Origin of the sequence: Methylopila henanensis (assembly GCF_042681025.1) — a bacterium.
GTDB classification, from domain to species: Bacteria; Pseudomonadota; Alphaproteobacteria; order Rhizobiales; family Methylopilaceae; genus Methylopila; species Methylopila henanensis.
Window position 1 is genome coordinate 30,672 of record NZ_JBHUER010000008.1, and the last position, 24,110, is coordinate 54,781.

At 68.6% G+C, this 24,110-nt stretch carries 19 protein-coding genes, 1 tRNA gene and 2 pseudogenes; 15 read left to right on the plus strand and 7 right to left on the minus strand.

What is annotated here, in order from left to right:
• Window positions 1-48: 48 nt before the first annotated feature.
• Window positions 49-585 carry a DUF2244 domain-containing protein gene (locus tag ACFSCV_RS10615; RefSeq protein WP_378799565.1) on the minus strand — a complete coding sequence of 179 codons (537 nt, stop codon included), beginning with the start codon at window positions 583-585 and terminating at the stop codon, window positions 49-51.
• Window positions 586-605: 20 nt separating this feature from the next.
• On the opposite strand from ACFSCV_RS10615, the gene nth reads away from it, so the two are divergent.
• A complete protein-coding gene (nth, locus tag ACFSCV_RS10620; RefSeq protein WP_378799566.1) occupies window positions 606-1,361 on the plus strand; it encodes an endonuclease III in 756 nt (251 codons plus the stop codon).
• A 24-nt stretch (window positions 1,362-1,385) separates the two neighbouring features.
• On the opposite strand, the gene ACFSCV_RS10625 is transcribed toward nth, so the two are convergent.
• Both ACFSCV_RS10625 and ACFSCV_RS10630 read right to left on the minus strand, forming a co-directional pair.
• Complete coding sequence (locus ACFSCV_RS10625) at window positions 1,386-2,012, minus strand: TIGR00645 family protein (RefSeq protein ID WP_378799567.1); 627 nt, start codon at window positions 2,010-2,012, stop codon at window positions 1,386-1,388.
• Window positions 2,013-2,137: 125 nt separating this feature from the next.
• Window positions 2,138-2,455 (minus strand): hypothetical protein, encoded by a 318-nt coding sequence (locus tag ACFSCV_RS10630; RefSeq protein ID WP_378799568.1) that lies wholly within the window; start codon window positions 2,453-2,455, stop codon window positions 2,138-2,140.
• A gap of 208 nt (window positions 2,456-2,663) precedes the next feature.
• On the opposite strand from ACFSCV_RS10630, the gene ACFSCV_RS10635 reads away from it, so the two are divergent.
• From ACFSCV_RS10635 to ACFSCV_RS10645, 3 genes and pseudogenes are all read left to right on the plus strand, one after another.
• A tRNA-Ser gene (locus ACFSCV_RS10635) sits at window positions 2,664-2,753 on the plus strand.
• A gap of 265 nt (window positions 2,754-3,018) precedes the next feature.
• A pseudogene (locus ACFSCV_RS10640) lies at window positions 3,019-4,357 on the plus strand (IS1182 family transposase).
• A 630-nt stretch (window positions 4,358-4,987) separates the two neighbouring features.
• Window positions 4,988-6,174, plus strand: a protein-coding gene (locus ACFSCV_RS10645; RefSeq protein WP_378799569.1) for an IS3 family transposase whose coding sequence is annotated in 2 segments (ribosomal slippage) — window positions 4,988-5,609 and window positions 5,609-6,174 — 1,188 coding nt in all. Because the reading frame shifts where the segments join, the coding sequence is not laid out codon by codon here.
• 202 nt (window positions 6,175-6,376) lie between these two features.
• Here ACFSCV_RS10645 and ACFSCV_RS10650 read toward each other — a convergent pair.
• Complete coding sequence (locus ACFSCV_RS10650) at window positions 6,377-7,183, minus strand: tyrosine-type recombinase/integrase (protein ID WP_378799570.1); 807 nt, start codon at window positions 7,181-7,183, stop codon at window positions 6,377-6,379.
• Between the two features lie 604 nt (window positions 7,184-7,787).
• On the opposite strand from ACFSCV_RS10650, the gene ACFSCV_RS10655 reads away from it, so the two are divergent.
• The 6 genes from ACFSCV_RS10655 (at window position 7,788) to ACFSCV_RS10680 (ending at window position 14,728) form a co-directional block, all read left to right on the plus strand.
• On the plus strand, window positions 7,788-8,447 hold the full coding sequence (locus ACFSCV_RS10655; RefSeq protein ID WP_378799571.1) for a hydrolase: 660 nt from the start codon (window positions 7,788-7,790) through the stop codon (window positions 8,445-8,447).
• A 22-nt stretch (window positions 8,448-8,469) separates the two neighbouring features.
• Window positions 8,470-8,748, plus strand: coding sequence for a XapX domain-containing protein (locus tag ACFSCV_RS10660; protein ID WP_378799572.1), 279 nt, complete (start codon window positions 8,470-8,472; stop codon window positions 8,746-8,748).
• Complete coding sequence (locus ACFSCV_RS10665) at window positions 8,745-10,730, plus strand: amidohydrolase (protein WP_378799573.1); 1,986 nt, start codon at window positions 8,745-8,747, stop codon at window positions 10,728-10,730. Before ACFSCV_RS10660 ends, ACFSCV_RS10665 begins: the two co-directional genes overlap by 4 nt.
• A 26-nt stretch (window positions 10,731-10,756) precedes the next feature.
• On the plus strand, window positions 10,757-11,593 hold the full coding sequence (locus tag ACFSCV_RS10670; RefSeq protein WP_378799574.1) for an alpha/beta fold hydrolase: 837 nt from the start codon (window positions 10,757-10,759) through the stop codon (window positions 11,591-11,593).
• 137 nt (window positions 11,594-11,730) lie between these two features.
• Window positions 11,731-13,332, plus strand: a complete 1,602-nt coding sequence (locus ACFSCV_RS10675; protein ID WP_378799575.1) for an MFS transporter — start codon at window positions 11,731-11,733, stop codon at window positions 13,330-13,332.
• A 7-nt stretch (window positions 13,333-13,339) separates the two neighbouring features.
• Complete coding sequence (locus tag ACFSCV_RS10680) at window positions 13,340-14,728, plus strand: alginate export family protein (protein WP_378799576.1); 1,389 nt, start codon at window positions 13,340-13,342, stop codon at window positions 14,726-14,728.
• Window positions 14,729-14,791: 63 nt separating this feature from the next.
• On the opposite strand, the gene ACFSCV_RS10685 is transcribed toward ACFSCV_RS10680, so the two are convergent.
• A complete protein-coding gene (locus tag ACFSCV_RS10685; RefSeq protein ID WP_378799577.1) occupies window positions 14,792-15,730 on the minus strand; it encodes a LysR family transcriptional regulator in 939 nt (312 codons plus the stop codon).
• A gap of 184 nt (window positions 15,731-15,914) precedes the next feature.
• Between ACFSCV_RS10685 and ACFSCV_RS10690 the strand changes: the two are divergent.
• The 4 genes and pseudogenes from ACFSCV_RS10690 to ACFSCV_RS10705 all read left to right on the plus strand — a co-directional run.
• Window positions 15,915-16,064: pseudogene (locus ACFSCV_RS10690) on the plus strand (alpha/beta hydrolase); the annotation flags it as partial.
• Between the two features lie 56 nt (window positions 16,065-16,120).
• Window positions 16,121-16,561: a helix-turn-helix domain-containing protein gene (locus ACFSCV_RS10695; RefSeq protein ID WP_378799578.1), complete on the plus strand. Its 441-nt coding sequence runs from the start codon at window positions 16,121-16,123 to the stop codon at window positions 16,559-16,561.
• Between the two features lie 204 nt (window positions 16,562-16,765).
• Window positions 16,766-19,045: an FdhF/YdeP family oxidoreductase gene (locus ACFSCV_RS10700; protein WP_378799579.1), complete on the plus strand. Its 2,280-nt coding sequence runs from the start codon at window positions 16,766-16,768 to the stop codon at window positions 19,043-19,045.
• 101 nt (window positions 19,046-19,146) lie between these two features.
• A complete protein-coding gene (locus ACFSCV_RS10705; RefSeq protein ID WP_378799580.1) occupies window positions 19,147-20,007 on the plus strand; it encodes an SDR family oxidoreductase in 861 nt (286 codons plus the stop codon).
• Between the two features lie 69 nt (window positions 20,008-20,076).
• On the opposite strand, the gene ACFSCV_RS10710 is transcribed toward ACFSCV_RS10705, so the two are convergent.
• The gene (locus ACFSCV_RS10710; protein ID WP_378799581.1) at window positions 20,077-20,547 is read right to left on the minus strand and encodes an MgtC/SapB family protein; all 471 of its coding nucleotides are present in this window, start codon (window positions 20,545-20,547) and stop codon (window positions 20,077-20,079) included.
• A 203-nt stretch (window positions 20,548-20,750) separates the two neighbouring features.
• Here ACFSCV_RS10710 and ku point away from each other — a divergent pair, with 203 nt between their 5' ends.
• Window positions 20,751-21,563: a non-homologous end joining protein Ku gene (gene ku, locus ACFSCV_RS10715; protein ID WP_378799582.1), complete on the plus strand. Its 813-nt coding sequence runs from the start codon at window positions 20,751-20,753 to the stop codon at window positions 21,561-21,563.
• Here the strand turns inward: ku and ligD are convergent.
• A complete protein-coding gene (gene ligD / locus ACFSCV_RS10720; RefSeq protein WP_378799583.1) occupies window positions 21,560-24,109 on the minus strand; it encodes a DNA ligase D in 2,550 nt (849 codons plus the stop codon). The two genes, ku and ligD, sit on opposite strands and share 4 nt — an antisense overlap.
• Window position 24,110 lies beyond the last annotated feature (1 nt).

Genomic DNA, 24,110 nt, shown 5'->3' on the forward strand with positions numbered 1-24,110 from the left:
CATGGCGGCGGGGCGGCCGGGCGGACACCCGAAACCGACGGTCGCGGGTCACCGTTCGGCGGCGGGCGAGAGCGCGCCGCGCCGGGCCTTGGCGAGCGCGGCCCCGAAGGCGTCCGCGAACTCGGCGCGTTCGCCCGGCGACAGCGCGCGTCCTACGTCGAGCGACGCCTGCCGTTCCCGGATCGCGACGCGGGTCATGCCGAAATCCTCGTCGGTCTCGGTCTCGAGCCGCACCCACAGCGGGTTGAACCGCCACACGCTCTCCACGCCGCGCGCCGTGATCCGGCGCACGACCAGCTCGACATAGGTGAGGACGACGCGCTCGCAGGCGCGCGCCTGCGCGAAGCTCGCCCGGAGCGCGAGCCAGAGCAGCAACGCGTCGAGCCCGAAGAAGCCGACCACCGGCCAGGCCCCGACGAGGAAGAACGGCACGCTGACGATCGTCGAGAGCACGGCGAAGCCGCCGACCAGGATCGCCGCGCCGCGCGATCCGAGCGAACGGTGCGGGGTGATCACCGCGGCGAACACCTCGGCGTCGGCCGCGTCCAGGGGTCTCGCGCTCAGCGCTCTGGCGTCCTCGCCCATGGCTTCAGTATAACCGGCCCATGCCGCCCCGCCAGACCTCCGCCCGCGCCTCCGCGCCGAAACCCGCCACCGCGCGCAAGGCCGCCACGAAAGCGCCCGCGCGCCGGAACGCGGCCGCGCCAGACCGGCTGCCGCCGGCGGTGGTCGAGGAGATGTTCCGCCGCTTCCACGCCCGCGATCCGGAGCCGAAAGGGGAGCTGGAGCACGTCGATCCCTACACGCTGCTGGTGGCGGTCGTGCTCTCGGCGCAGGCGACCGACGTCGGCGTCAACAAGGCGACGCGCCGCCTCTACGCCGAGGCCGCGACGCCGGAGGCGATGGTCGCGCTCGGCGAGGAGCGCGTGCGCGAGCACATCCGGACGATCGGCCTCTACCGCACCAAGGCGAAGAACGTCATCGCGCTGTCGGAGCGGCTGATCGCGGAGCATGGCGGCGCGGTGCCGCCTTCGCGGGCCGCGCTGGAACTGCTGCCGGGCGTCGGCCGCAAGACCGCGAACGTGGTGCTGAACATCGCCTTCGGCGAGCCGACGATCGCGGTCGACACCCATCTGTTCCGGGTCGGCAACCGCACCCGGCTCGCGCCCGGCAAGACGCCGCTCGAGGTCGAACTCGGGCTTGAGGCCGTGGTGCCGGACGCCTACCGGCGGCACGCCCATCACTGGCTGATCCTGCATGGGCGATACGTCTGCAAGGCGCGCAAGCCGGACTGTCCGTCCTGCCTGATCGCGGACCTCTGCCCGTTCGAGCCCAAGACCACGGCCGCGCCGGCTGCCTGAGTAGGCCGCCGGCCGGCCGCGCCGTCAGTGGGCGGCGGCCTTGGCTCCCGCCTCGGCCCCGGCTGCGGCGCCGCGCTTCTCGGCCACCTCCTTCGCGCGGTGCTCCTCGGTGTCCTCGCCCTCGGGGTTCGGGGCGTGGCTGTCGCCCTCGCTTCCGTGCGCCTTGTCGGTCAGCCAATCGGAGAGCGCGAGGAACACGCCGGAGAGCACGAACACCGCGTGCACCACGGTCATCCAGTAGATGTCGCGGTCGCTGGTCGAGCCGAGATCCATGAACGACTTCAGCAACTGGATCGCCGAGATCGCGACGATCGAGGCGATCAGCTTCATCTTGAGGCCGGAGAAGTCGACCTTGCCCATCCATTCCGGGCGGACGCTCTGGTCCTTCAGGTCCATGCGCGAGACGAAGTTCTCGTAACCCGAGAAGATCACCAGCAGCACGAGGTTCGCGGTGAGCGACAGGTCGATCAGCGACAGCGCGCCGAGGATGACCTGGCTTTCGGTCGCGTGCAGCACGCCTTCGGCGAAATGCAGAAGTTCCTGCAGGAACTTCACCAGAAGCACCACGAGCCCGACGACCAGCCCCACATAGAAGGGCGCCATCAGCCAGCGGCTGGCGAACAGTCCACGCTCCAGCGTCCGTGCGATCATCGTCTTCCCAAGCCCCGGCGGCCTGCGCGCCGCGTCCTCCGACCCTCTCCGCAGGCCATGGCATGGACCTGGCGGACCGGCAAGCGTCCCGATCGGGGCCGGGCGTTAGGTCGCGCCGCGGGCCGTCACGGCTCGACGCCGACCCGCCGCCGCGGCCGCCGGCCGATGAGCATCAGCAGCACGCCGACGACGATGAGCGGCGCGAAGGTCGGCGACGCGAGGATCGAGGACAGGACCGGATTTTCGAGCGTCGGGACGCCCAGCTCCGCGACGAAGCGCTTCACGCTCTCGAGCGTGTCGGGCGAGAACTGCGCCCAGGACTGGGCCGTCGGCGTCAGCGACAGGACCCCGGCCGCGATCGAGCGCGCGCCGTCGACCACCAGGGCGACGAAACCCGCGGCGAGGACGAGGAAGCCGAGCAGGCGAAGAAGAAATCGAATCATAGGCGTCGTCGAGCTTCCCGTTGGCGCGACGCGGGGACGTCGCGTTCGCGGGAGAAGATGGGCCGGGAAGCGCTCCGGGACAATGCGCGTTCCGAGCTTTGTCCCAGGGCGATCCCGCTGTCCGCCGGCCGGCGACGCGACGGAAGCTCTCACCCGCTAGCTCGCGCTTGTCACCGCGCCGTCCGCTTGATAAGCCCTCGCCCTCGCGGGAGGGGTGGCCGAGTGGTTGAAGGCGCACGCCTGGAAAGTGTGTATGCGGGCAACCGTATCGCGGGTTCGAATCCCGCCCCCTCCGCCAGTCCTGCCTTCAAGGTATTGAAGTGACTGCGATTTGCAGAAGACCTTGATTTTTAGCCCACAAATTACCCCACATTCACTTTAGACGCTAACGGATGCTGGTACGCCGTATCGGACATCCGGGCGCTCCTGATTCTCTATAAATACGAGATCGGGGCCGCCGCTCAGATCGGCACGACAAGCTCATAGCCAAACGCCCCCTTCTGACCCTGGCTGTGTGAAAACCCGCGTGGTGGCAGGATACCTCATCTGCTTCGGGGGATCGGATGGGTCGCTTCATCGAGGGCGTGGATCGCAGCCAGACGACGCTGTTTCCGGACCGGTTGGACGACTGGATCGACGACGACAATCCGGTCCGCGTGATCAACGCCTTCGCGGACGCTCTCGATCTCGGCGAGCTTGGGTTCGATGGCGTGACGCCGGAGGCGACTGGCCGTCCGGCGTATCATCCGTCGGTTCTGCTCAAGCTCTACATCTACGGCTACCTGAACCGGGTGCAGTCGAGCCGGCGGCTGGAGCGTGAGGCTGGCCGGAACGTCGAGGTGATGTGGCTGACGGGCCGGCTCGTTCCGGACCACAAGACGATCGCGGACTTCCGTAAGGACAACGGCCAGGCGCTCCGCAAGGTCTGCGCGCGGTTCGTGCGCTGTGCCGCGAGATGGGTCTGTTGGCGGCGGTGAGCGTCGCGATCGACGGCAGCAAGTTCAAGGCGTGACAACCGGGATCGGAACTTCACCCGTGCCAAGACGGAGCGGCGAAAGGCTCAGATCGAGGAGAGCGTCGTGCGCTACCTGGAGCAACTCGACACAGCCGACCGGCAGGAGCCGTCGGCGGTCCTGGCGACCAAGACTTCGCGGCTGAAGGACAAGATCGCGAAGCTGCAAGGCGAGGCGCGCCGGCTTGCCTAGCTTGAGACGCAGATGCTGGCGGCGCCCGATCGGCAGATATCGACCACCGATCCCGACGCGCGCTCGATGGCGACGAGCGGCCGCGGCTCCGGCGTCGTCGGCTACAACGTTCAAGTCGCGGTCGAGATCGAGCATCATCTGATTGTCGCCCACGAGGTGACCAACGTCGGATCGGACCGCTCGCAACTCGCCGCCATCGCTCGTCAGGCGAAGGCCGTCCTACAGACGGATCGGCTCGAGGCCGTCGCCGACCGGGGCTACTTCAACGGCGAGCAGATCCTGGCCTGCGAGCAGGCGGGGATTGCCGTGACGCTGCCGAAGCCGATGACGTCCGGAGCCAAGGCCGCAGGGCGGGCTGACCTTACGCCGCTACTGGACGATGGCGTGCCATGGCTGCCTTATCAAGGCGCGCTGCACCCCGGCCAAGGAGCGACGGATCACGCGCTGGGAGCACGAGCATGTGCTCGAGGCCGTCCAGCGCCGGCTGGACGCGAACCCGAACGCCATGCGCCAGCGCCGCGAGACGGTCGAGCACCCGTTCGGCACGATGAAGGCGCGGATGGGCGCGACCCACTTCCTGATGAAGACGCTGCCGCGGGTCGCCGGCGAGATGGCGCTGCACGTGCTCGCCTACAATCTGACCCGTGTCCTCAACATCGTAGGCGTCAAGCCGATGATCGCAGCGATCCGGGCCTAAGCGAGCCGATGGGCCCGTTCAGGCAGGCTGACAAACCGACTGGTGACCCTGACGCCGGTTGTAGTGTCAAAAAAGAGCCCGCCTGGGCCAAACCCGATGGCCTTGGACGCCCGCCGCTGGACGCCTCCCAGCACCGAGCGTTTTTACACGATCAAGACCCTTTGCGGACCGTCGGAAGGTCGGCTTCTAGGCCCCTCTAGACCTGCCCCGATCAAGTGCACTGCTTGCCTCGCTGAACTCATGTCACGCGCAGGTCTCGAACGAGCCATCCAGTGCCGATCAATGCGATCTTCTAAGCCTCTGTGATGTGATCGGCGACGACAGCAAGGCAGAGCAGGGATCTGGGCCGCGTGATACCCACGAAGAGGTTCATTAGCTGCGGCGGTATCGATGTAGCCGTCCTGGCGACCGATGTGCCGGAAAGCGGGCCGAGCGCCTCCTTCAGGTCGTACAGCTTGTTCTTGGAAGACGTCAGCACGAGCGTCGCATCGTGGGTCTCTCCCTTGACCCCGGCGATCGTGTTGAGGTCGATCGCGACCGATCGGCCATCGCCGAGATGCTCGTAGTGACGTGAGCCCCTGAAACTCCGCCACAGATGGCTAGAGTCCGGACCCAAGGGGGGACGGATGGATGAAGAAGTCACGGTTCACGGAAGAGCAGATCATCGCGATCCTACGGGAGCAGGAGGCGGGGGTGGCGACCGCAGAGGTCTGCCGGAAGCACGGCGTCAGCTCGGCGACGTTTTACAAATGGAAGTCCAAGTTCGGAGGCCTCGACGTCTCGGACGCGCGGCGTCTCAAGGGGCTCGAGGACGAGAACGGTCGGCTGAAGCGGATGCTGGCGGACGCGATGCTCGACAACGAGGCGCTGAAGGATCTTTTGGGAAAAATGGTGACGCCCGCAGCTCGACGGGAGACTGTGGCGTATCTCGCCGAGGCCTTCGATATGCGCGAGCGGCGGGCGTGCCGGGTGGTCGGCGTAGATCGGACGAGCGTGCGCTATCAGGGTTCGCGTCCCGACGACGCCGTCCTGCGCGGTCGGCTGAAGGAGCTGGCGGCGGAGCGCCGGCGCTTCGGCTACCGGCGACTGCACGTGCTGCTTCGACGGGAGGGGCACGTGGTCAACCGCAAGCGCGTGCAGCGGCTCTATCGCGAGGAGAAGCTGGCGGCGCGCCGTCGCGGCGGTCCCAAGCGGGCGATGGGAACGCGTCGGCCGATCGAGACGCCCATCAGGGCGAACCAGCGCTTGAGCCGGACTTCCTGTCGGACCAGCTCACGGACGGCCGCCGCTTCCGCATCTTCGCCGTGGTCGATGACTGCACGCGGGAGTGCCTGGCGCTCGCCGCCGACACCTCGCTGTCCGGCCTGCGGGTCGCCCGCGAGCTCGACGACATCGTGCGCCGGCGCGGCCGGCCGACGACGATCGTCAGCGACAACGGCACGGAGTTCACGTCGAACGCGATCCTCGGCTGGGCGGACGAGACCGGCGTCGGCTGGCATTACATCGCGCCGGGCGAGCCCCAGCAGAACGGCTTCATCGAGAGCTTCAACGGTCGGCTGCGCGACGAGCTTCTGAACGAGACGCTGTTCCGCTCGTTGCCGCACGCCCGCGCCGTGCTCGAAGCCTGGCCGCGCGACTACAACGAACAACGACCGCACTCGAAGCTCGGCTGGATTACGCCTCGGGCCTACGCCAGCGCCATCCTCGAGACCGCCGGCCGAAGCGCTGCGCAACCTGACAGCTCCACGCTTCGGCCTCTTGAAACCGCCATCGACGACGGCTCAGATCACGACAGGACTCTCGCTTCCGCTGGATGAAAAACGGGGTCACGTCACGTGCGCCGTCGCGTCCACGTCCATGCGACGCATGCATCATCAGAAACACCATCCCCGACAATGGCCGGTCGGGCGCGCCCTTGAACACATAACCCTCGGAGCCTTCGGCCCGCTTCGCGTCCGCAAGGATTTCGAAGCAACGGGCGCTCAACGGCACGCGGTGCGGCCGGCCCGCCTTCATGCGCTACGCCGGAATGGTCCAAACCTTCGCGGCCTGGTCGACCTCGCTCCACGTCGCGCCGAGAACCTCTCCGGTGCGAGCCGCGGTCAAAATCAGAAACTCGAAGGCGAGCTTGGTCCTCACAGTGGCGTTCTGCATACGCAAGGCTTTGACGAAGGCCGGCGTTTGGCCATACGGCAGCGCTTTATGGTGACCAGACTTCTTGGGCTGCTTCGGCAGGCCGCGGTCGACGCCAAGCACCGGATTCTCGCCGCTGCGATGCCCCGCGGTCTTCGCCCAGTCCAGGATGACCTTGAGCCGCTGCCGGACGCGACGCGCGGTTTCGGGCTTCGTCAGCCAGATCGGGCTCAACACCGTAAGGATGTCGGGCGTCTCGATCGAGTTCACCAGCCGATCGCCGATCAGAGGTATGGCGTAGGTCCGCAGCGTGTTGATCCATTGCGCCGCGTGCTTGTCGTTGCGCCATCCGGGAGTGTGGTCGGCATGAACCTGCTCGACCGCTTCCGCGAACGTCGGAACCGCGACCTTCTCGGATTTGCGGGCTTGGATCGGATCGCCGCCTTCGCGCGCGATCTTCCGGTGACGAACCGCCAACTCTCGGGCCTCGGCGAGGCTCACCAGCGAAGCGCTCCCGAGCCCCATGTCGCGGCGCCGGCCCTGCGCAACCGTTCGGAGCAGCCAACGCTTGGAGCCAGACGGATCCACGACCAGATAGAGCCCATTGCCGTCGGCGTAGCGCCCTGGCTCCTTGAGCGCCCTCACACCCAACGCCGTCAGCGCCTTGTCGGGGTGCCGTCCCTTCCGCTTCATGCCGCCATCCGCCGAACTTAGTCACCCCACATTTTAGCCCACATCGTATGTTGGCTTGCAATAGATGTCGATGGATTCGACCGGACGAACGATCCGCGTACATCGCCTCAAATTCCAACGAAATGAACAACGCTGGATCTCAACAAATTATGCGGACACGGACGCCCCTCCGCCAGTCTTCATTTCAAGTAATTACTTACGTGTTTTTGGAACGCTGACAGGCGTTGACGCGCCATGTCGGACGTCGGAGAGCGATCCCGTCGCTGCCGGGTCTGGGAAGAAATGCGATCCGCCCCGCGTAGACGGCGTCGTCGTTAACGGGAGTCCGCTTTCGCGGCTGATGCCGCCGCGCAGCATTGCTGCGGATGCGAATTTTCGCCGGTGCGAACCTGGCGCAAAGCGCTTCAAACGTTTGTCGCCGGACGGCCTTCGCCGATCGTTTCTGGGTCTGGTCTTAAAACGAGCGCGGCCAACCGGTTTCATTCTTCCGATGAATCAAACGTTCAAAACGCGCGACAAGCATTCAAGACGAAGCTGATCGCCCCCGGCACGTTCCTCTCGAAACAGCGACGGCGTTCGTGGCCGCGCGTTCAGGGGAACCCACATGTCCGTCACCGCCACGCCGACGCCCGGCTCGCTCCTCGTCTCGCCGACCGACCACGCGCTGGTGCTGATCGACTTCCAGTCGCAGATGTCGTTTGCGACGAAGTCGATCGACGCCGTCACGCTGCGAAACAACGCCGCCCTGATCAGCCATGCGGCGAAGGGCTTCGGCGTGCCGACGATCCTGACCACGGTCGCCGAGAAGAGCTTCTCGGGCCCGATGTTCTCCGAGATCACCGACGCCTTCCCGGGCCAGAAGCTACTGGACCGCACCTCGATGAACACCTGGGAGGACGCGGCCGTCATCGACGAGGTCAACCGCATCGGCAAGCGGCGGCTGGTGTTCGCGGGCCTCTGGACGTCGGTCTGCATCGTCGGCCCGACGCTCTCGGCGATCGACCAGGGGTTCGAGGCCTATGTCATCGCCGACGCCTGCGGCGACGTCTCGGACGAGGCGCATGAGCGCGCCATGGAGCGCATGATCCAGGCGGGCGTGCGCCCCATGACCTCGCTCCAGTACATCCTCGAGCTCCAGCGCGACTGGGCCCGCGCCGAGACCTACGACTTCACCACCGGCGTCGCGAAGAAGTACGGCGGCGCCTACGGGCTCGGGGTCATCTACGCCAAGACGATGTTCGGCGCTTCCGAAGGCGGCCACTGACGGTCCCGCCGGGCGCGCGCCGATGAAGATGTATCTGCTCTCGGCCGGCGCCGGCCTTCTGGTCGGCGTCGTCTACAGCCTGCTGCATGTCCGCTCGCCCGCGCCGCCCCTGGTGGCGCTGGTCGGCCTGCTCGGCATCCTTGTCGGCGAGCAGATCGTGCCGGTCGGCCAGAAGCTGGTCGCCGGCCTCAGCCCGGCGGTCGCCTGGGCCGAGGCGAAATGCGGCGCGCATCTCTTCGGCGCGCTGCCCGGCCGCCATTCCGACGCTTCCCCGCCGCCGACCGACGGAGCCGGCTCATGAGCCCGACGCGCCGCGAGGCGAGCCTTGGGGCGGCCGCCGCCGCGCTCGCCGCGGGCCTCACCTCGCCATCGCGGGCCGCGCCCGCCGGAGGGACGACAATGACCGACGCGACGACCGCCGACCTCATCATCATCAAGGGTCTCGTCACGACGCTCGACCGGTCCGCGCCCGAAGCGGAAACCTTCGCGATCAAGGACGGCCGCTTCCTTGCGGTCGGCCGCGAGAACGAGGTGATGGCGCATCGCGGGCCGCAGACGAAGGTCGTGGACCTCAACGGCCGGCGCGTGCTGCCGGGGTTGATCGACAACCACCTGCATCTCATCCGCGGCGGGCTCAACTTCAACATGGAGCTGCGCTGGGACGGCGTGCCGTCGCTGAAGGACGCCATGGACATGCTGCGCGCGCAGGTCGCGATCACGCCGCCGCCGCAATGGGTGCGGGTCGTGGGCGGCTTCACCGAGAACCAGTTCGCCGAGAAGCGCCTGCCGACCATCGAGGAGCTGAACCAGGCCGCGCCCGAGACGCCGGTGTTCATCCTCCACCTCTACGACCGCGCGCTGCTGAACGGCGCGGCGCTCAGGGCGGTCGGCTACGGCAAGGACACGCCGAACCCGCCCGGCGGCGAGATCACCCGCGACGCGGGCGGAAACCCGACCGGCCTGCTGATCGCGAAGCCCAACGCCACCCTCCTCTACGCGACGCTGTCCAAGGGACCGAAGCTGCCCTTCGAGTATCAGGTCAACTCGACGCGCCACTTCATGCGCGACCTGAACCGACTCGGCCTCACCGGCGCGATCGACGCCGGCGGCGGCTCCCAGAACTACCCTGACGACTATGCGGTCATCCAGAAGCTCGCCGACGAAGGCCAGCTCACCATCCGCCTCGCCTACAATCTGTTCACGCAGAAGCCGAAGCAGGAGAAGGAGGACTTCGTCCGCTGGACGCAAACCTCGAAGTACAAGCAGGGCGACGACTACTTCCGCCACAACGGCGCGGGCGAGATGCTGGTCTTCTCCGCAGCCGACTTCGAGGATTTTCGCCAGCCGCGCCCCGACATGCCGGCCGAGATGGAGGGCGACCTCGAGGGCGTCGTCCGGGTGCTGGCCGAGAACCGCTGGCCGTGGCGGCTGCACGCCACCTATGACGAAACCATCTCGCGCGCGCTCGACGTGTTCGAGAAGGTCGACCAGGATATCCCGCTCAAGGGCCTCAACTGGTTTTTCGATCATGCCGAGACGATCTCGGAGCGCTCGATCGACCGGGTGGCGGCGCTCGGCGGCGGCGTCGCGGTGCAGCACCGCATGGCCTATCAGGGCGAATACTTCGTCGAGCGCTACGGCGCGGGCGCGGCCGAGGAGACGCCGCCCTTCGCGCGGATGCTGGAGAAGGGCGTGAAAGTCTCGGCCGGGACCGACGCCACCCGCGTCGCCTCCTACAACCCTTGGGTCTCGCTGTCCTGGCTCGTCACCGGCCGGACGGTCGGGGGCCTGGCTCTCTATCCCTCCCGCGCCCGGCTCGACCGTGAGACGGCGCTCAGGATGTGGACTGAGAACGTCACCTGGTTCTCGAACGAGGAAGGCAGGAAGGGCCGCATCGCGCCCGGGATGCTCGCCGACTTCATCGTGCCGGACCGCGACTACTTCGCCTGCGCCCCCGACGAGATCTCCTCGATCACCTCGGACCTCACGGTGGTCGGCGGCAGGGTCGTCTACGCCAAGGCCGACTTCGAGAAACTCGACGAGACCGAGTTTCCGCCCGCCATGCCCGACTGGTCGCCGGTCCGCGCCTATGGCGGCTACGGCGCCTGGAAGGCCGAGGCGAAGAAGGACGCCGCGCTGCGCCTTCAGTCGACGGCCTGCGCTTGCGCCAACGCCTGCGGCGTGCACGGCCACGCCCATGCGCGGGCGGCGTCCGGCCGTTTGCCGGTCGCCGATCTCAAGACTTTCTGGGGCGCGCTCGGTTGCGCATGCTGGGCGGTGTGACCGCCATCCAACGCGAGGACAAAGACATGCCTTTCGTCACGACGTCCGACGGCGTCGAGATTTTCTACAAGGACTGGGGTCCGAAGGAGGCGCAGCCGATCGTGTTCCACCACGGTTGGCCGCTGTCCTCTGACGACTGGGACGCGCAGCTGCTGTTCTTCCTGTCGCAGGGCTACCGCGTCGTCGCCCACGACCGCCGGGGCCACGGCCGCTCGGCGCAGGTCTGGGACGGCCACGACATGGACCACTACGCCGCCGACGCCGCCGCCGTCGTCCAGCATCTCGACCTGAGGAACGCCGTCCACATCGGCCATTCCACCGGCGGCGGCGAGGTGGCGCGCTACGTCGCCAAGCACGGCGAGCCGCAGGGCCGCGTCGCCAAGGCGGTTCTGGTCAGCGCGGTGCCGCCGCTGATGCTCAAGACCGACGCCAATCCCGGCGGCCTGCCGATCGAGGTATTCGACGGCTTCCGCCAGGCGACCGCGGGCAACCGCGCCCAGTTCTTCCTCGACGTGCCGAGCGGGCCCTTCTACGGCTTCAACCGGCCGGGCGCGAAGGTCGACCAGGGCGTGATCAACAACTGGTGGCGGCAGGGCATGACGGGCTCGGCCAAGGCGCACTACGACGGCATCAAGGCGTTCTCGGAGACCGACCAGACCGAGGACCTGAAGGCGATCAGCGTGCCGACGCTGGTGCTGCACGGCGAGGACGACCAGATCGTCCCGATCAACGCCAGCGCCCGGCTTTCGGCTCCGCTGCTGAAGAACGGGACGCTCAAGACCTATCCCGGCTTCGGCCACGGCATGCTGACCGTCAACGCCGACGTCCTCAACGCAGACCTCCTCGCCTTCGTGAAGAGCTAGACCAGAGAGCCCCCAGCCGTCATGCCCGCCTTGGCGGGCATCCACGACGTCCTTCTGCTTCGCTCGACGTCGAAGTCGTGGATACCCGCGCGAAGGCGCGGGCATGACGGTCGGCGGAGACCGAGAGATATCTCGCCATGACCACGCCCCCCGCTTCGAACGCCTTCGCGCCGCTGCGCCGCCCGCTGTTCGCCGTGCTGTGGGGCGCGACCGTGGTCGGGAACGTCGGCTCCTTCATGCGCGACGTCGCGAGCGCCTGGCTCGTGACCGACCTCGCGGCCTCGCCGGCGGCCGTGGCGCTGGTGCAGGCGGCCGCCACGCTGCCGATCTTCCTGCTGGCGATCCCGGCGGGCGTGCTCTCCGACATCCTCGACCGCCGCAAGCTCCTGATCGCCATCCAGGTGCTGCTGGGCCTGACGAGCCTTACGCTCGCGATCCTCGCGGCCTCCGGCGGCCTCACGGTCTCCTCCCTCGTCGCGCTCACCTTCGTCGGCGGCGTCGGCGCGGCGCTGATGGGGCCGACCTGGCAGTCGATCGTCCCCGAACTCGTGCCGCGCGGAGAGCTACGCGACGCCGTCGCGCTGAACTCGCTCGGCATCAACATCGCGCGCTCGATCGGACCTGCGGCCGGCGGCATCCTGTTGGGAGCAATGGGCGCTGCGGCGACCTATGGCGTCGACGTCGTCTCCTACCTCCTCGTCATCGCGGCTCTGGTGTGGTGGCCGCGGCCGAAGGCGGCCGACGACGCGCTCGCCGAACGTTTCTCGGGCGCGTTCCGGGCGGGCCTCCGCTACGCCAAGGCGAGCCGCGAGCTTCACCGCGTGTTGTTCCACGCCGCCGTGTTCTTCGCCTGCGCCAGCGCCGTCTGGGCCTTGCTGCCGCTGATCGCGCGCGGGCTGCTGGAAGGGACCGCGAGCTTCTACGGCCTGCTGCTCGGCGCGGTCGGCCTCGGCGCGATCCTCGGCGCGCTGGTCATGCCGAAGCTGCGCGCGCGGCTCGGGACCGACGGCCTGCTGCTGTTCGCCGCCATCGTCGCCGCGCTCGTCATGGCCGGTCTTTCCTTCGCGCCTCCGAAGCCCGTCGCGCTCGCCGGCCTGCTGCTTCTCGGCGTCGCCTGGATCGTCGCGCTGACGACGCTGAACGGCGCCGCTCAGGCGATCCTGCCGAACTGGGTCCGCGGTCGCGGGCTGGCGGTCTACCTTACGGTCTTCAACGGCGCGATGACCGGCGGCAGCCTGCTCTGGGGCCTCGTCGCGCACCATCTCGGCGTCGCCGCGACGCTGCTCGTCGCGGCCGCCTGCCTCGCCGCCGCAGGCCTGCTGCTGCGCCGCCGCACGCTGCCGAAGGGCGAAACGGACCTTACGCCTTCCAACCACTGGCCGGAGCCGCTGACCGCCGAACCGGTCGAACACGACCGCGGGCCGGTGATGATCCAGATCGAATACCGGGTCCGCCGCGAGGATCGCGAGAACTTCCTCAAGGCCATCGCCCGCCTTGGCGACGAGCGGCGGCGCGACGGCGCCTATGCCTGCGGCGTGACGGAGGACGCCGAGGATCCCGAAAAGATCGTCGAGTGGTTCATGGTCGAAAGCTGGGCCGAACACCTTCGCCAGCACAAGCGCGTCTCCCACGCCGACGCGGACCTGCAGCAGGCGACCCGGCGCTTCCATGTCGGGCCGGAGGCTCCGGTCGTGCGCCACCTGCTTGGCCTCGACCTGAAGACCTCCACGGGAGGGTGACGGAGCCATGCTCCGCTCCCTCCGGACGGCCGCCGCGGCGTCGATCGTCGGCGCGGCCACGGCCGTCCCGGCAGGCGCCGAGCCTCCGTCCTTCTCGAACAATCGGGCGGACGAGAACTGGGGCGCGCTCCGGGAGCCCGCCAACCGCACGGGCGCGGCGTGGGAGGCGCTCAAGTTCATGCCCCTCGACACCGCGGGCGGCAGCTTCCTGACGATCGGCGCGGACCTCCGGCTGCGGTTTGAGAGCTACGCCGACAACTTCGACGCCGCGAAGCCCAACGAGACCTACGGCTGGTCGCGCGTCATGCCCTACGCGGACCTCCGTCTCGGACCGAACCTCCGCTTCTTCGGTCAGATGCTGGGCGCCTGGACCGACCGCAGCGCGCTGACCAAGGGACCGGTGGACGAGACCGGGGTCGAGCTGCTGCAAGGTTTTGCGGAGGCGAGCGCGCCGGTCGGATCAGGCGAACTTTCGGTCCGCGGAGGCAGGCAGATGGTCGCTTATGGCTCGGAGCGTCTCATCGGCCTGCGCTTCGGGCCGAACGTGCCCCTGTCGTTCGACGGCGCGCGGGCGCGGCTGGAACTCGGCGGCTGGACCGCCGACGCCTTCGCCTATCGCCCCGTCGAGAACGCGCTCGGGGACTTCGACGATCGGTCAGACCGCACCCGCAAGGTCTACGGTCTCTACGCGACCCGCGCCTTGCCGGAGCTCGCGCCGAAGTCGGGCCTCGACCTCTACTGGATCGGCTACGGGCGCGAGGATGCGCGCTTCGACAGTAGCGTCGGGAACGAGCGCCGCCACACCTTCGGCGCCCGGTTCTTTGGGTCGCTAGACGACTGGAGCTGGAACCACGAGGCGATGCTGCAGCTCGGGACTTTTGGCGACGAGAAGATCCTGGCCTGGTCGGTGGCGACGGACACGCGCTACACCTTTTCCGCAGTGCCCCTTCAGCCGTTCGTCGAACTCAAGGCAAACGTCATCAGCGGCGACGGCGGGCCGGGCGGCCGCCTGGGCACGTTCAATGCGCTGTTCCCCAAGGGCAAGTACTTCGGCGAGATCGGGCTGATCGGCCCGGCCAACCTCGTGAACCTGCATCCCGCCATCGGGGTGTCGCTCGGGTCTGGTTGGTCGCTGACTGGCGCGGCCGTCTTCTACTGGCGGCAGTCGCTCGACGACGGCGTCTACGGCAACCCCGGAAACCTCATCCGGCCGTCCGGCGGAAGCCGGGCGCGCTACGTCGGGACGCAGGCCGAGGTCGTGCTGGGCTGGGAGGCGACGCCGAACGTGACGCTCGAGACGTCCTACGCGCTTTTCGAACCCGGTCGCTTCCTGAGCGAAACCGGGCCCGGGAAGACCGTCCACTTCGTGGGCGGGGAGATCCAGTTCCGATACTGAGGCCGAGAAAGCGAGACCTTGGCGAGCGCGGGCCCGCAGGCGCGCCTGACGACAGTGGCCCGGCTACTTGGCCGCCGTCTCGGCCGGCTCCGGGGTCGCCCACGGGGCTTTCGCCAGCCGACGCGCGAGGAACTCGATCAGCGCCGTCACCCGCGGGGGACGCAGCGACCCGGGCGGGGTCACGACGTTCAGCGCGATCGGCGGCGGGCGCCAGTCGCACATCACCGCCTCCAGCCTCCCCGCCGCTATGTCCCGCCAGACGATGAACTCGGGCTGCACCGCGAGCCCGAGCCCGGCCATCAGGCTCGGCGTCAACGCGTCGGCGTTGTTGGCGCGCATGGGTCCGGACGGCGTGACGGCGGCCTCCTCGCCGTCCTCGCGCAGGAACCGCCAGCGGTCGCGCGAGGCGAGGTAGGAGTAGCCGAGGCATGCGTGGCCGGCGAGGTCGCGCGGATGGGACGGCCGGCCCCTCCGCTCGAAATAGGCGGGCGCGCCGACCAGCACCCGATTCACCCGGCAGAGCCTCCGCACCTTCAGCCGCGAGTCCGACAGGCTCGCGATCCGAAGCGCGAGGTCGAAGCCGCCCTCGATCAGATCGACGGTGTGGTCGCTGAGCTCCATGTCGACCGAAACGTCCGGATAGGCGGCGAAGAACTCCGGCAGCAGCGGCGCGACATGCGCCAGGCCGAACGACATCGGCGTCGCGAGCCGCACGACGCCGCGGGGCGAGGCCGACTGGGCGATGGCCTCGGCCTCCGCCTCCTCGCCCGCGCCAAGGATCCGCTCGGCGTTCGGGACCGCGGCGCGGCCGGCCTCGGTGAGCGACAGGCGGCGCGTGGTGCGGTGAAACAGGGGCGTCCCGATGCGCGCCTCCAGCCTCGCCACGGCCTTCGAGACCGTAGCCTTGGAGAGGTTGAGGTCGGCCGCCGCCCGGCTGAGGGAGCCGCGGGCCGCGACGCGGGCGAAGATCGCCCAGGCCTCGAAGTCGGGAAGCGTCGCCATTGGTCCATTCCCCGAAACAGTGATTTTCGATTGTTTCCGTTTAATATCTCAGCCTGGCGCGTACTTTCGTTCAAGCGAAATCGGCGTCCCGAGGTCGGGGCCATCGAACGGAGTCCTCGCCATGAGCGGCGCAGCCCTTCGCCACGTCACCGCGATCAGCGGGCCCGCGCGCCGGGGGCGGGTCGGCGTCGGCGAGACCGACCTGATCGGGCTTGAGGCGGCGGTCACGCCGGGCGCGGCCCTGCTGTCCCCCCGGAGCGAGGTTCTCGAGAACGGCACGCCGCGCGTCTTCCGCCGGCTCGCCGGGGGCGTGTTCGGCGAGGCCGATGTCCAGGTCGCAGAGGACTGGCTCAAGGGCAGGAAAAGCAGGGGCGAAGAGGCCGCCGCGTCATGACGCGGCGGCCAGGCACGAGCGACTTCCGGCGCCCCGGCGGGCTCACGCCCGAACAACGCCGGATCGCCTTTCAGGAGCTGGGCGCCGGCGGCGAGCCGAAACGGACCGTCGCGGAGGTCGCCACGCTTTGCGGCCTCTCCCGCGGCCACTTCATCCGCGCCTTCCGCATGTCGGTGGGCGAAACCCCGTATCGGTGGTCGCGCCGGCTGCGCATAGAGGCCGCCCAGGCCGCGTTGCTGAACTCGGACGCCGCCATCGCGGACATCGCCGCCCAGTGCGGCTTCGCGGACCAGAGCCATCTCACCCGGGTCTTCTCCGCGGAAGTCGGGGTGAGCCCGGCCGCCCTCAGAAAAACGCTCGGGACCGGGACGCCTGCCCGCAGGTCGCCCCTCAAGCCCCCGCGGGAGACGCCGTCCCCGTCGCGCCCGGAGGAGTGACGCTCGCCTGGCGCGCGATTCCTCCAAGCCTTGAGCCTGAGGTCGTCCGGCATGCGACGCTTGACGAACCTGCGCCGATCGCGCGGCCTCCGCTCCTCGCGCGCCGTTGAACGGCGGCGCGGAACGCCGGACGCCCCTGGCCGTTGCCCTTGAGATCCCCAGACGAACAGCGTCCGGGGAAGCCTTCAGGGAGGAGCGGACAGGATGGCGCGCGACGGCCATATCGAGACCTATGACGGGCCCGCCGGCGGCTGGGGCTCGGCCAGATCGGTCGGCCGGGCGCTCGTCCATGACGGGGCGCCGCTCAGGAGCGGCGCGGCGCTCTGGAGGCAGAACAAGCCCGGCGGCTTCGCCTGCGTCAGCTGCGCGTGGTCGAAGCCGCGCGACCCGCATGCGTTCGAATTCTGCGAGAACGGCGCGAAGGCGACCGGATGGGAACTGACGTCGAAGACGATCGGGGCCGATTTCTTCGCGCGCCATACGCTGACCGAGCTCGAAGGCTGGTCGGACTTCGAGCTCGAGGATCAGGGCCGGCTGACCGAGCCGCTAAAATATGATCCGGCGAGCGACACCTATCAGCCGATCGCCTGGGAAAGGGCGTTCGAGGAGATCGGCGCGGCGCTGAAGGCGACCGATCCGAAGCGAGCGGCCTTCTACGCGTCAGGCCGGGCCTCGCTCGAAACCTCCTACATGTACCAGCTGCTGGCGCGCGCCCACGGCGCCAACAACCTGCCGGACAGCTCCAACATGTGCCACGAGAGCACGTCGGTGGCCCTGCCCGAGAGCATCGGCGTGCCGGTCGGGACCGTGTTCCTCGAGGATTTCGAGCACGCCGACCTGATCTTCTTCTTCGGCCAGAACGTCGGATCGAACGCGCCGCGCATGCTGCATCCGCTGCAGGACGCGGCGAAGCGCGGCGTGCCGATCATCACGTTCAACCCGCTCAAGGAGCGCGGGCTCGAGCGCTTCACCAATCCGCAGGCGCCGACCGAGATGCTGACCGGGGCCGAGACCCGCATCTCGACGCAGTACCATCAGGTGAAGGCGGGCGGCGACCTCGCCGCGCTGTTCGGCCTGTGCAAGGCGCTGATCGCGATCGACGACGCTGCGGCGCCCGGGGCGAAGGTGATCGACCACGCCTTCATCGCCGAGCACTGCCACGGCTACGACGCTTTCGCCGACGCCTGCCGCGGGAAGGACTGGGCTGAGCTCGAACGCTGTTCGGGCCTGACGCGCGAGGCGATCGAAACCGCGGCGGAGGCCTATTCCAGGTCCAGCGCCGCGATCGGCGTCTACGGCATGGGGCTGACCCAGCACTGGTCCGGCGTCGACAACGTCCAGATGCTCATGAACCTGCTGCTGATGAAGGGCAATGTCGGCCGTCCCGGCGCCGGCATATGTCCGGTGCGCGGCCACTCGAACGTGCAGGGCCAGCGCACCGTCGGGATCACCGAGAAGGCCAGCCTCGCGCCGCTCGACAGGCTGAAGGAGCTCTACGGCTTCGAGCCGCCGCGCGAGGACGGCATGGCGACCGTCGACGTCTGCAAGGGGATCATCGACGGCGAGGTCGAGGCGTTCGTTTCGCTCGGCGGCAATTTCCTCCGAGCGACCCCCGAGACCGCGCGGATGGAGGACGGCTGGCGCAAGCTGAAGCTGTCGGTCCAGATCGCCACCAAGCTGAACCGCAGCCACGTGGTCCACGGCCGAGCGGCCTACCTGCTGCCGTGCCTCGGCCGCATCGAGATCGACCGGCAGGCGGGCGGGCCGCAGATCGTTTCGATCGAGGACTCGACCTCGCATTTCCACGCCTCGCACGGGTTCGCCGAGCCCTGCGCGACGACGCTGCTGTCGGAACCCGCGATCGTCGCCGGCGTCGCCAAGGCGACGCTGCCGGCCAATCCGTTGATCGACTGGGACGGCTGGACGGCAGACTACGCCCGTGTCCGCGACGCCATCGAGGCGACCTATCCCCAGGTGTTTCCGCGCTTCAACGAGCGCATCGAGACGCCCGGCGGGTTTCCAAAGCCGATCGCGGCCCGCGAGCGCGAATGGAACACGCCGACGGGCAAGGCCAGTTTCATTTTCCCCGACAGCCTCGACGAAAATCCCGACATGCCGGCGCCGCAGCCGGACGCGCTGCGGCTGATCACGTTGCGGTCGAACGACCAGTTCAACACGACCGTCTACGGTTTCGACGACCGCTTCCGCGGCGTCGAAGGCACGCGGATGGTGGTCTTCATGCATGCGAACGACATCGCCCGGCTCTCGCTCGCGGACGGCCAGACCGTGGCGATGCGCACCGTGGCCGACGATTTCGAACGCGAGGTCGAAGGCTTCCGGATCGTGGCCTACGACATTCCGGAAGGCTGCGTCGGCGCCTACTATCCGGAGTGCAACCCTTTGATCCCTCTCTGGCACCACGCGAGGGGGTCCAAGGTTCCGGCGGCCAAGTCGGTGCCCGTCCTGATGCGGCCGTGCGGGTAGACGACCGCGGGTTCCTGCGGCGCGGCGGGGACTGATCTTCGGACCGCCGGGCGAACGAAAGCTGCGCCGCATCGTTGGACTCCTGACACAAGGAGCACGCGATGAAGCATTTTCCCGTTCCGCCCTTCCCGAAACAGCCGCAGTCCTTCCCCGGCCTCACGGAGAAGATGGACCCCCGTCCTGACCACGGCGAGACGAGCTACAAGGGCTCCGGCAAGCTTCAGGGCAAGAAGGCGATCATCACCGGCGGGGACAGCGGCATCGGCCTCGCGGTGGCGATCGCTTTCGCGCGCGAGGGCGCCGATCTGCTCGTCGTCCATCTGCCGAGCGAGGGGGACGACGGCGCGACCTGCCGCCGGCACATCGAGGAGGCCGGGCGCAAGGCGGTGATGGCGCCGGGCGACCTCAGCGACGCCCGCTTTCGCGAAGAGGTGATCGAGCGCGCCGCATCGGAGCTCGGCGGCGTGGACATCCTGGTCAACAACGCCGCCTACCAGCGGCCATTCCAGTCGATCGACGAGGTGACGCTCGAGGAATGGACGAAGACGTTCGACGTCAACGTCCACGCCACGTTCCACCTGACGCAGCTCGCGACGCGCCGGATGAAGCCGGGCTCCGCGATCATCAACACGGCGTCGGTCAACTCGAAGGACCCCTCGCCCCAGCTGCTGCCCTACGCCGCCACGAAAGGCGCGATCGCGAATCTCACGGTCGGCCTCGCCCAGCTGCTCGCCGAGAAGGGCATTCGGGTGAACGCGGTGCTGCCGGGACCGATCTGGACGCCGTTCATTCCGGCCGGCATGCCGCCCGAGGCGGTCGAGACCTTCGGAGCAAAGACGCCGTTCGGACGTCCTGGCCAGCCGGCGGAGCTCGCCTCGGCCTATGTGATGCTGGCGTCCGACGAGGCGAGCTACACATCCGGCGCCTTACTGACGATCGCCGGCGGGCAGGCCGTCGTCTGACGGACCGCCCAGCGCCATTGGGCAAGGCGGAGCTGAGCGAACGCGCTTCAGCCGTTCTTCTGGAGCGCGTCACTCGCCCGGGTCGAAGCCGAGCCAGCGGGCGATCTTCCTCGGCAGGATCAGGACGACGCCGGTGACGAAGAAGGCGGCGAGCATGAAGCGCCAGTCCGCGAGGGCGCACGCGACGCCGAGCGCGGCTGTCGCCCACACGGCGGCGGCCGTCGTCAGCCCCCTTATGGCGCTGTCGTTCGGCAGCTTCAGCACCGCGCCGGCGCCGATGAAGCCGATGCCCGTCAGAACGCCCTGAAGGATGCCCTGCACCACGCGGCTGAAGGCGTCGGGGTTGTCGCGTAGCTCGGCAGGCTGAAGAGCGGCGAGCGACACCACCGCCGCGCCGACGGCGACGAGGCCCAACGTGCGCATTCCCATCGGCTTCTGCTTGAGATCGCGATTGAGCCCGATGGCGATGCCGCAGCCCGCGGCCGCGAGCAGCCGCAGGCAGGATTCGAGCAGATAGGCGTCGGACGTCTCGGTCAGCATGTCGGCTCCATGCCGTGGCGCGGCGTCCGGCCTGGCTCGCGAGGAGCCTGACGCGGCGGCGAACAGCCCGCGCGGCTCGCCGTCGTGGACGTGTCCGGACAACGCCTCCGGCCGTCGATGGTTCTGGCGGACAGGTGGCCGCGCCGTCCGGCGGGAACAAAAAAGGCGCGCCGCCGGTTGGGGAGTGATCGGGAGGGCGCGCGATGGCGATGAAGGCGTTCTGGAAGGGTTATCTGAAGCTCTCGCTCGTCACCTGCCCGGTGGCGATGACGCCGGCCACCTCGGAGAGCGAGCGGATCCGCTTCCATACGCTCAACCGCAAGACCGGCAATCGCGTCGTCAGCGAGTATGTCGACAGCGTCACCGGGAAGCCGGTCGCCAGCGACGACGAGGTCAAGGGTTACGAGCGCGGCGAGAACGACCACGTCATGCTCGAGGACGACGAGCTCGACGCCGTCGCGCTCGAGACGACCCACACGATCGATATCGAGATGTTCTGCCCGCGCAATAGCGTCGGCTGGATCTGGTACGACAAGCCTCACTATCTCGCGCCGAACGACAAGGTGGGCGCGGAAGCCTTCGCCGTCATCCGGGAGGCGATGGCGGCGACCGACGTGGTCGGTATTTCGCGGCTGGTGCTCTATCGCCGCGAACGCGCCGTGCTGCTCGAGCCGCGCGACAGGGGCATCGTGCTGTGGACGCTCCGCTACGGCGACGAGGTCCGCGACGCGGCCGACTATTTCGGCGGTATCAAGCAGGCCAAGCCGGACCCCAAGCTGATGCGGCTGGTGGGCTCGCTGATCGACGAGCGGACGAAGAGCTGGTCCGCCGACATGGTTGACGACCCCGTCCAGGCGCGCCTGCTGGACCTCATCAAGTCGAAGAAAAAGAAGGGCGCGAAGAAGGTCGCCAAGCCCAAGGCCGAACCGCAGGCCGAGACCGGGAACGTCATCAACATCATGGACGCGCTGCGGAAGAGCATCGCGTCGTCGAAGGAAAAAGCGAAGCCGCGCTAGCCGGCGCGCCGCCGCTTCGTCTTCGCGCCGTCCGGGATCGGCGCCGCGGCCTTCCGGAAATTTTCCCAGGGGTCGGAGGCCATCGCGGCGAGCCGCGCCGGCATGTTGTCGACCGTGAACTGCGCGGGGCCGACGCCGGGGCCGAGCTCGTCCCAGCTCAACGGGGCCGAGACGGCGGCGCCGGGCCTCGCGCGGGTCGAATAGGGCGCGACCGCCGTCGCGCCGCGGCCATTGCGCAGGTAGTCGACCAGGATCTTTCCGCGGCGCTTCGCCTTGCTGACGGTCGCGACGTAGCGGGACGGATCGTCGAAGGACATGGCGTCCGCGATCGCCTTGGCGAAGGCCTTGGCGTCGGGCCATTGGGCTTTCGGCTTCACCGGCGCGACGACGTGGAGCCCCTTGCCTCCGGACGTCTTGACGAAGGCGGTCAGCCCGGCGGCTTCCAGCCTTTGCTTCACCTCCAGCGCGGCGTCGATCACCGCCGGCCATTCGACGCCCTCGCCGGGATCGAGGTCCATGATGATCATGTCAGGCTTTTCGAGCGCCTTCATCGAGGAGCCCCAGGGGTGGATCTCCAGGACCCCGCCCTGGACGAGGCCGAGCAGCCCCTCCCGGCTGTCGATCGTCAGGACTGGCTCGTCGTCGGTCGGATCGGTAGACAGCCCGATGTGCTTGTTCATGCCTTTCCAGCCGTGCTTCTGGAAGAAGCATTGCTCGGCGACGCCGCCAGGGCACCGCAGCAGCGAAAGCGGCCGGCCGACGACGAACGGCGCGATCTTCGGCCAGACCTCCATGTAGTAGTCGGCGAGCCCCTGCTTGGTGACGCCGGTCTCGGGCCAGTAGAGGCGATCCGGGTGCGTGAGCTTCACGGAAGGCGCCGCGACCGCCTCGGGCGCCCCGTCGCTCTGCGTCTCGCGCCGCACCTCGCCAGCCGGCTTGTCCTCGCGCAGGCCGCGGAACGCCGCGTGCCTCAGGTGATGATCGCCGGTCCAGGCCCGGAATTCGATCTCGGCGACAAGCTCGGGCTTCACAAACCGGACGCCGCGCGCCTCGTCCGCCGTCAGCTTTCCGGCGAAGGGAGAGCGCTTCGCCTCCAGCGGCTGGAGCTTGGCGAACAGGTCCGCCGCAACCTTCGCGGAAAAACCCGTCCCCACCCGTCCGACATAGACGAGCCGTCCGTCTTCGTAGGCGCCCAGCGCGAGCGAGCCGATCGCGCTCGACGCCGTGCTCGACGGCATGTAACCGCCGATCACGAACTCCTGCCTGTGCGCGCATTTCGACTTCACCCAGCCGCGCCCCCGGCCCGAGACATATGTCCCGTCGCGGATCTTGGAGACCACGCCTTCGAGGCTGAGCCGGCACGCGTGCTCCAGCACCAGCCCGCCGTTCTCGTCGAAATGCTCGCTGAAACGGATGACGGGGTCGGCGCCGGCGATCAGCCTGGCGAGTGCCTCCTTGCGGTCGAGCAGCCCGCAGCCGGTCAGATCGTGGCCGTCGAGGTGGAGCAGGTCGAAGACGAAGAAGACGAAGCCGTCGCTCCGGCCCTCGCTCAATGCCTCCTGCAGCGCGGAGAAGTCCGACGCGCCGGCCGCGTTCTCGACGACGAGCTCGCCGTCGATCAGCGCATCCCGCGCGGGGAGCGCTTTCAGGGCCTCGACGACGGGCTTTCCGAACCTCTTCGTCCAGTCCAGCCCGCTGCGGGTCAGCAGCCTGACGCGGCCGGCCTCGACGCGGGCGAGCAGCCTGTAACCGTCGAACTTGATCTCATGAATCCATCGGGCGCCCGCCGGCGCCTTCGCCGCCAAAGTCGCGAGCGCCGGCGGCACGAAGTCGGGCAGCGGCCCGGGCTTCGCCTTCGCCGGAAGGGCTGCGGCGACCGCGGCGTCGCGCGCCTTCGGGGAGCGTGACGCCGCCCGCTTCGTCGCGGTCGCAGACGATCGCTTCTCAATCCGGCCGGTCTTCGACGACCACCCGGGCGCCTCGCCTGCGATCTCCTCGACGAGCCGACCCGTCTTCACCGACTCCGGACGCTCTTCGAGGATGTCGGGATCCGAGGCGCCGCGCGCGGCCGCGTCATCCCCCTTGATCAGCAGCCAGTTTTCGCGGGTCTCGCCGCGCCGGTCGGCCATCCGCACGAGACGCCAGCGGCCTGTGAGCTTTTCGCCGTGAAGCTCGAACTCGATATGGCCCTTCTTGAAGCCGTGCGCCGCGTCGCCGATCGGCGACCAGCGGCCGCGGTCCCACAGCACGACCGTCCCGCCGCCGTATTCGCCCTTGGGGATCGTTCCCTCGAAGGTCCCGTACTCGATCGGATGATCCTCGGTCCGAACCGCCAGGCGCTTTTCGCCCGAAACGAGGCTCGGTCCCTTAGTGACGGCCCAGCTCTTCAGGACGCCGTCCATCTCCAGCCGCAGGTCGTAATGCAGCCGCCGGGCGGCGTGCTTCTGGATCAGGTAGCCGTCACCGGTTCCGAGCGCGTCGTCGGACCCGGCCGGCTCGGACGTCTTCTTGAAGTCGCGCTTGCGCCGGTAGACGTCGAGCGCCATC

Bases quoted from the DNA above. Each gene is read 5' to 3' on its own strand.
- ACFSCV_RS10615 (WP_378799565.1), bottom strand. From the start codon at position 585: ATGGGCGAGGACGCCAGAGCGCTGAGCGCGAGACCCCTGGACGCGGCC.
- nth (WP_378799566.1), top strand. From the start codon at position 606: ATGCCGCCCCGCCAGACCTCCGCCCGCGCCTCCGCGCCGAAACCCGCC.
- ACFSCV_RS10625 (WP_378799567.1), bottom strand. From the start codon at position 2,012: ATGATCGCACGGACGCTGGAGCGTGGACTGTTCGCCAGCCGCTGGCTG.
- ACFSCV_RS10630 (WP_378799568.1), bottom strand. From the start codon at position 2,455: ATGATTCGATTTCTTCTTCGCCTGCTCGGCTTCCTCGTCCTCGCCGCG.
- ACFSCV_RS10650 (WP_378799570.1), bottom strand. From the start codon at position 7,183: ATGAAGCGGAAGGGACGGCACCCCGACAAGGCGCTGACGGCGTTGGGT.
- ACFSCV_RS10655 (WP_378799571.1), top strand. From the start codon at position 7,788: ATGTCCGTCACCGCCACGCCGACGCCCGGCTCGCTCCTCGTCTCGCCG.
- ACFSCV_RS10660 (WP_378799572.1), top strand. From the start codon at position 8,470: ATGAAGATGTATCTGCTCTCGGCCGGCGCCGGCCTTCTGGTCGGCGTC.
- ACFSCV_RS10665 (WP_378799573.1), top strand. From the start codon at position 8,745: ATGAGCCCGACGCGCCGCGAGGCGAGCCTTGGGGCGGCCGCCGCCGCG.
- ACFSCV_RS10670 (WP_378799574.1), top strand. From the start codon at position 10,757: ATGCCTTTCGTCACGACGTCCGACGGCGTCGAGATTTTCTACAAGGAC.
- ACFSCV_RS10675 (WP_378799575.1), top strand. From the start codon at position 11,731: ATGACCACGCCCCCCGCTTCGAACGCCTTCGCGCCGCTGCGCCGCCCG.
- ACFSCV_RS10680 (WP_378799576.1), top strand. From the start codon at position 13,340: ATGCTCCGCTCCCTCCGGACGGCCGCCGCGGCGTCGATCGTCGGCGCG.
- ACFSCV_RS10685 (WP_378799577.1), bottom strand. From the start codon at position 15,730: ATGGCGACGCTTCCCGACTTCGAGGCCTGGGCGATCTTCGCCCGCGTC.
- ACFSCV_RS10695 (WP_378799578.1), top strand. From the start codon at position 16,121: ATGACGCGGCGGCCAGGCACGAGCGACTTCCGGCGCCCCGGCGGGCTC.
- ACFSCV_RS10700 (WP_378799579.1), top strand. From the start codon at position 16,766: ATGGCGCGCGACGGCCATATCGAGACCTATGACGGGCCCGCCGGCGGC.
- ACFSCV_RS10705 (WP_378799580.1), top strand. From the start codon at position 19,147: ATGAAGCATTTTCCCGTTCCGCCCTTCCCGAAACAGCCGCAGTCCTTC.
- ACFSCV_RS10710 (WP_378799581.1), bottom strand. From the start codon at position 20,547: ATGCTGACCGAGACGTCCGACGCCTATCTGCTCGAATCCTGCCTGCGG.
- ku (WP_378799582.1), top strand. From the start codon at position 20,751: ATGGCGATGAAGGCGTTCTGGAAGGGTTATCTGAAGCTCTCGCTCGTC.
- ligD (WP_378799583.1), bottom strand. From the start codon at position 24,109: ATGGCGCTCGACGTCTACCGGCGCAAGCGCGACTTCAAGAAGACGTCC.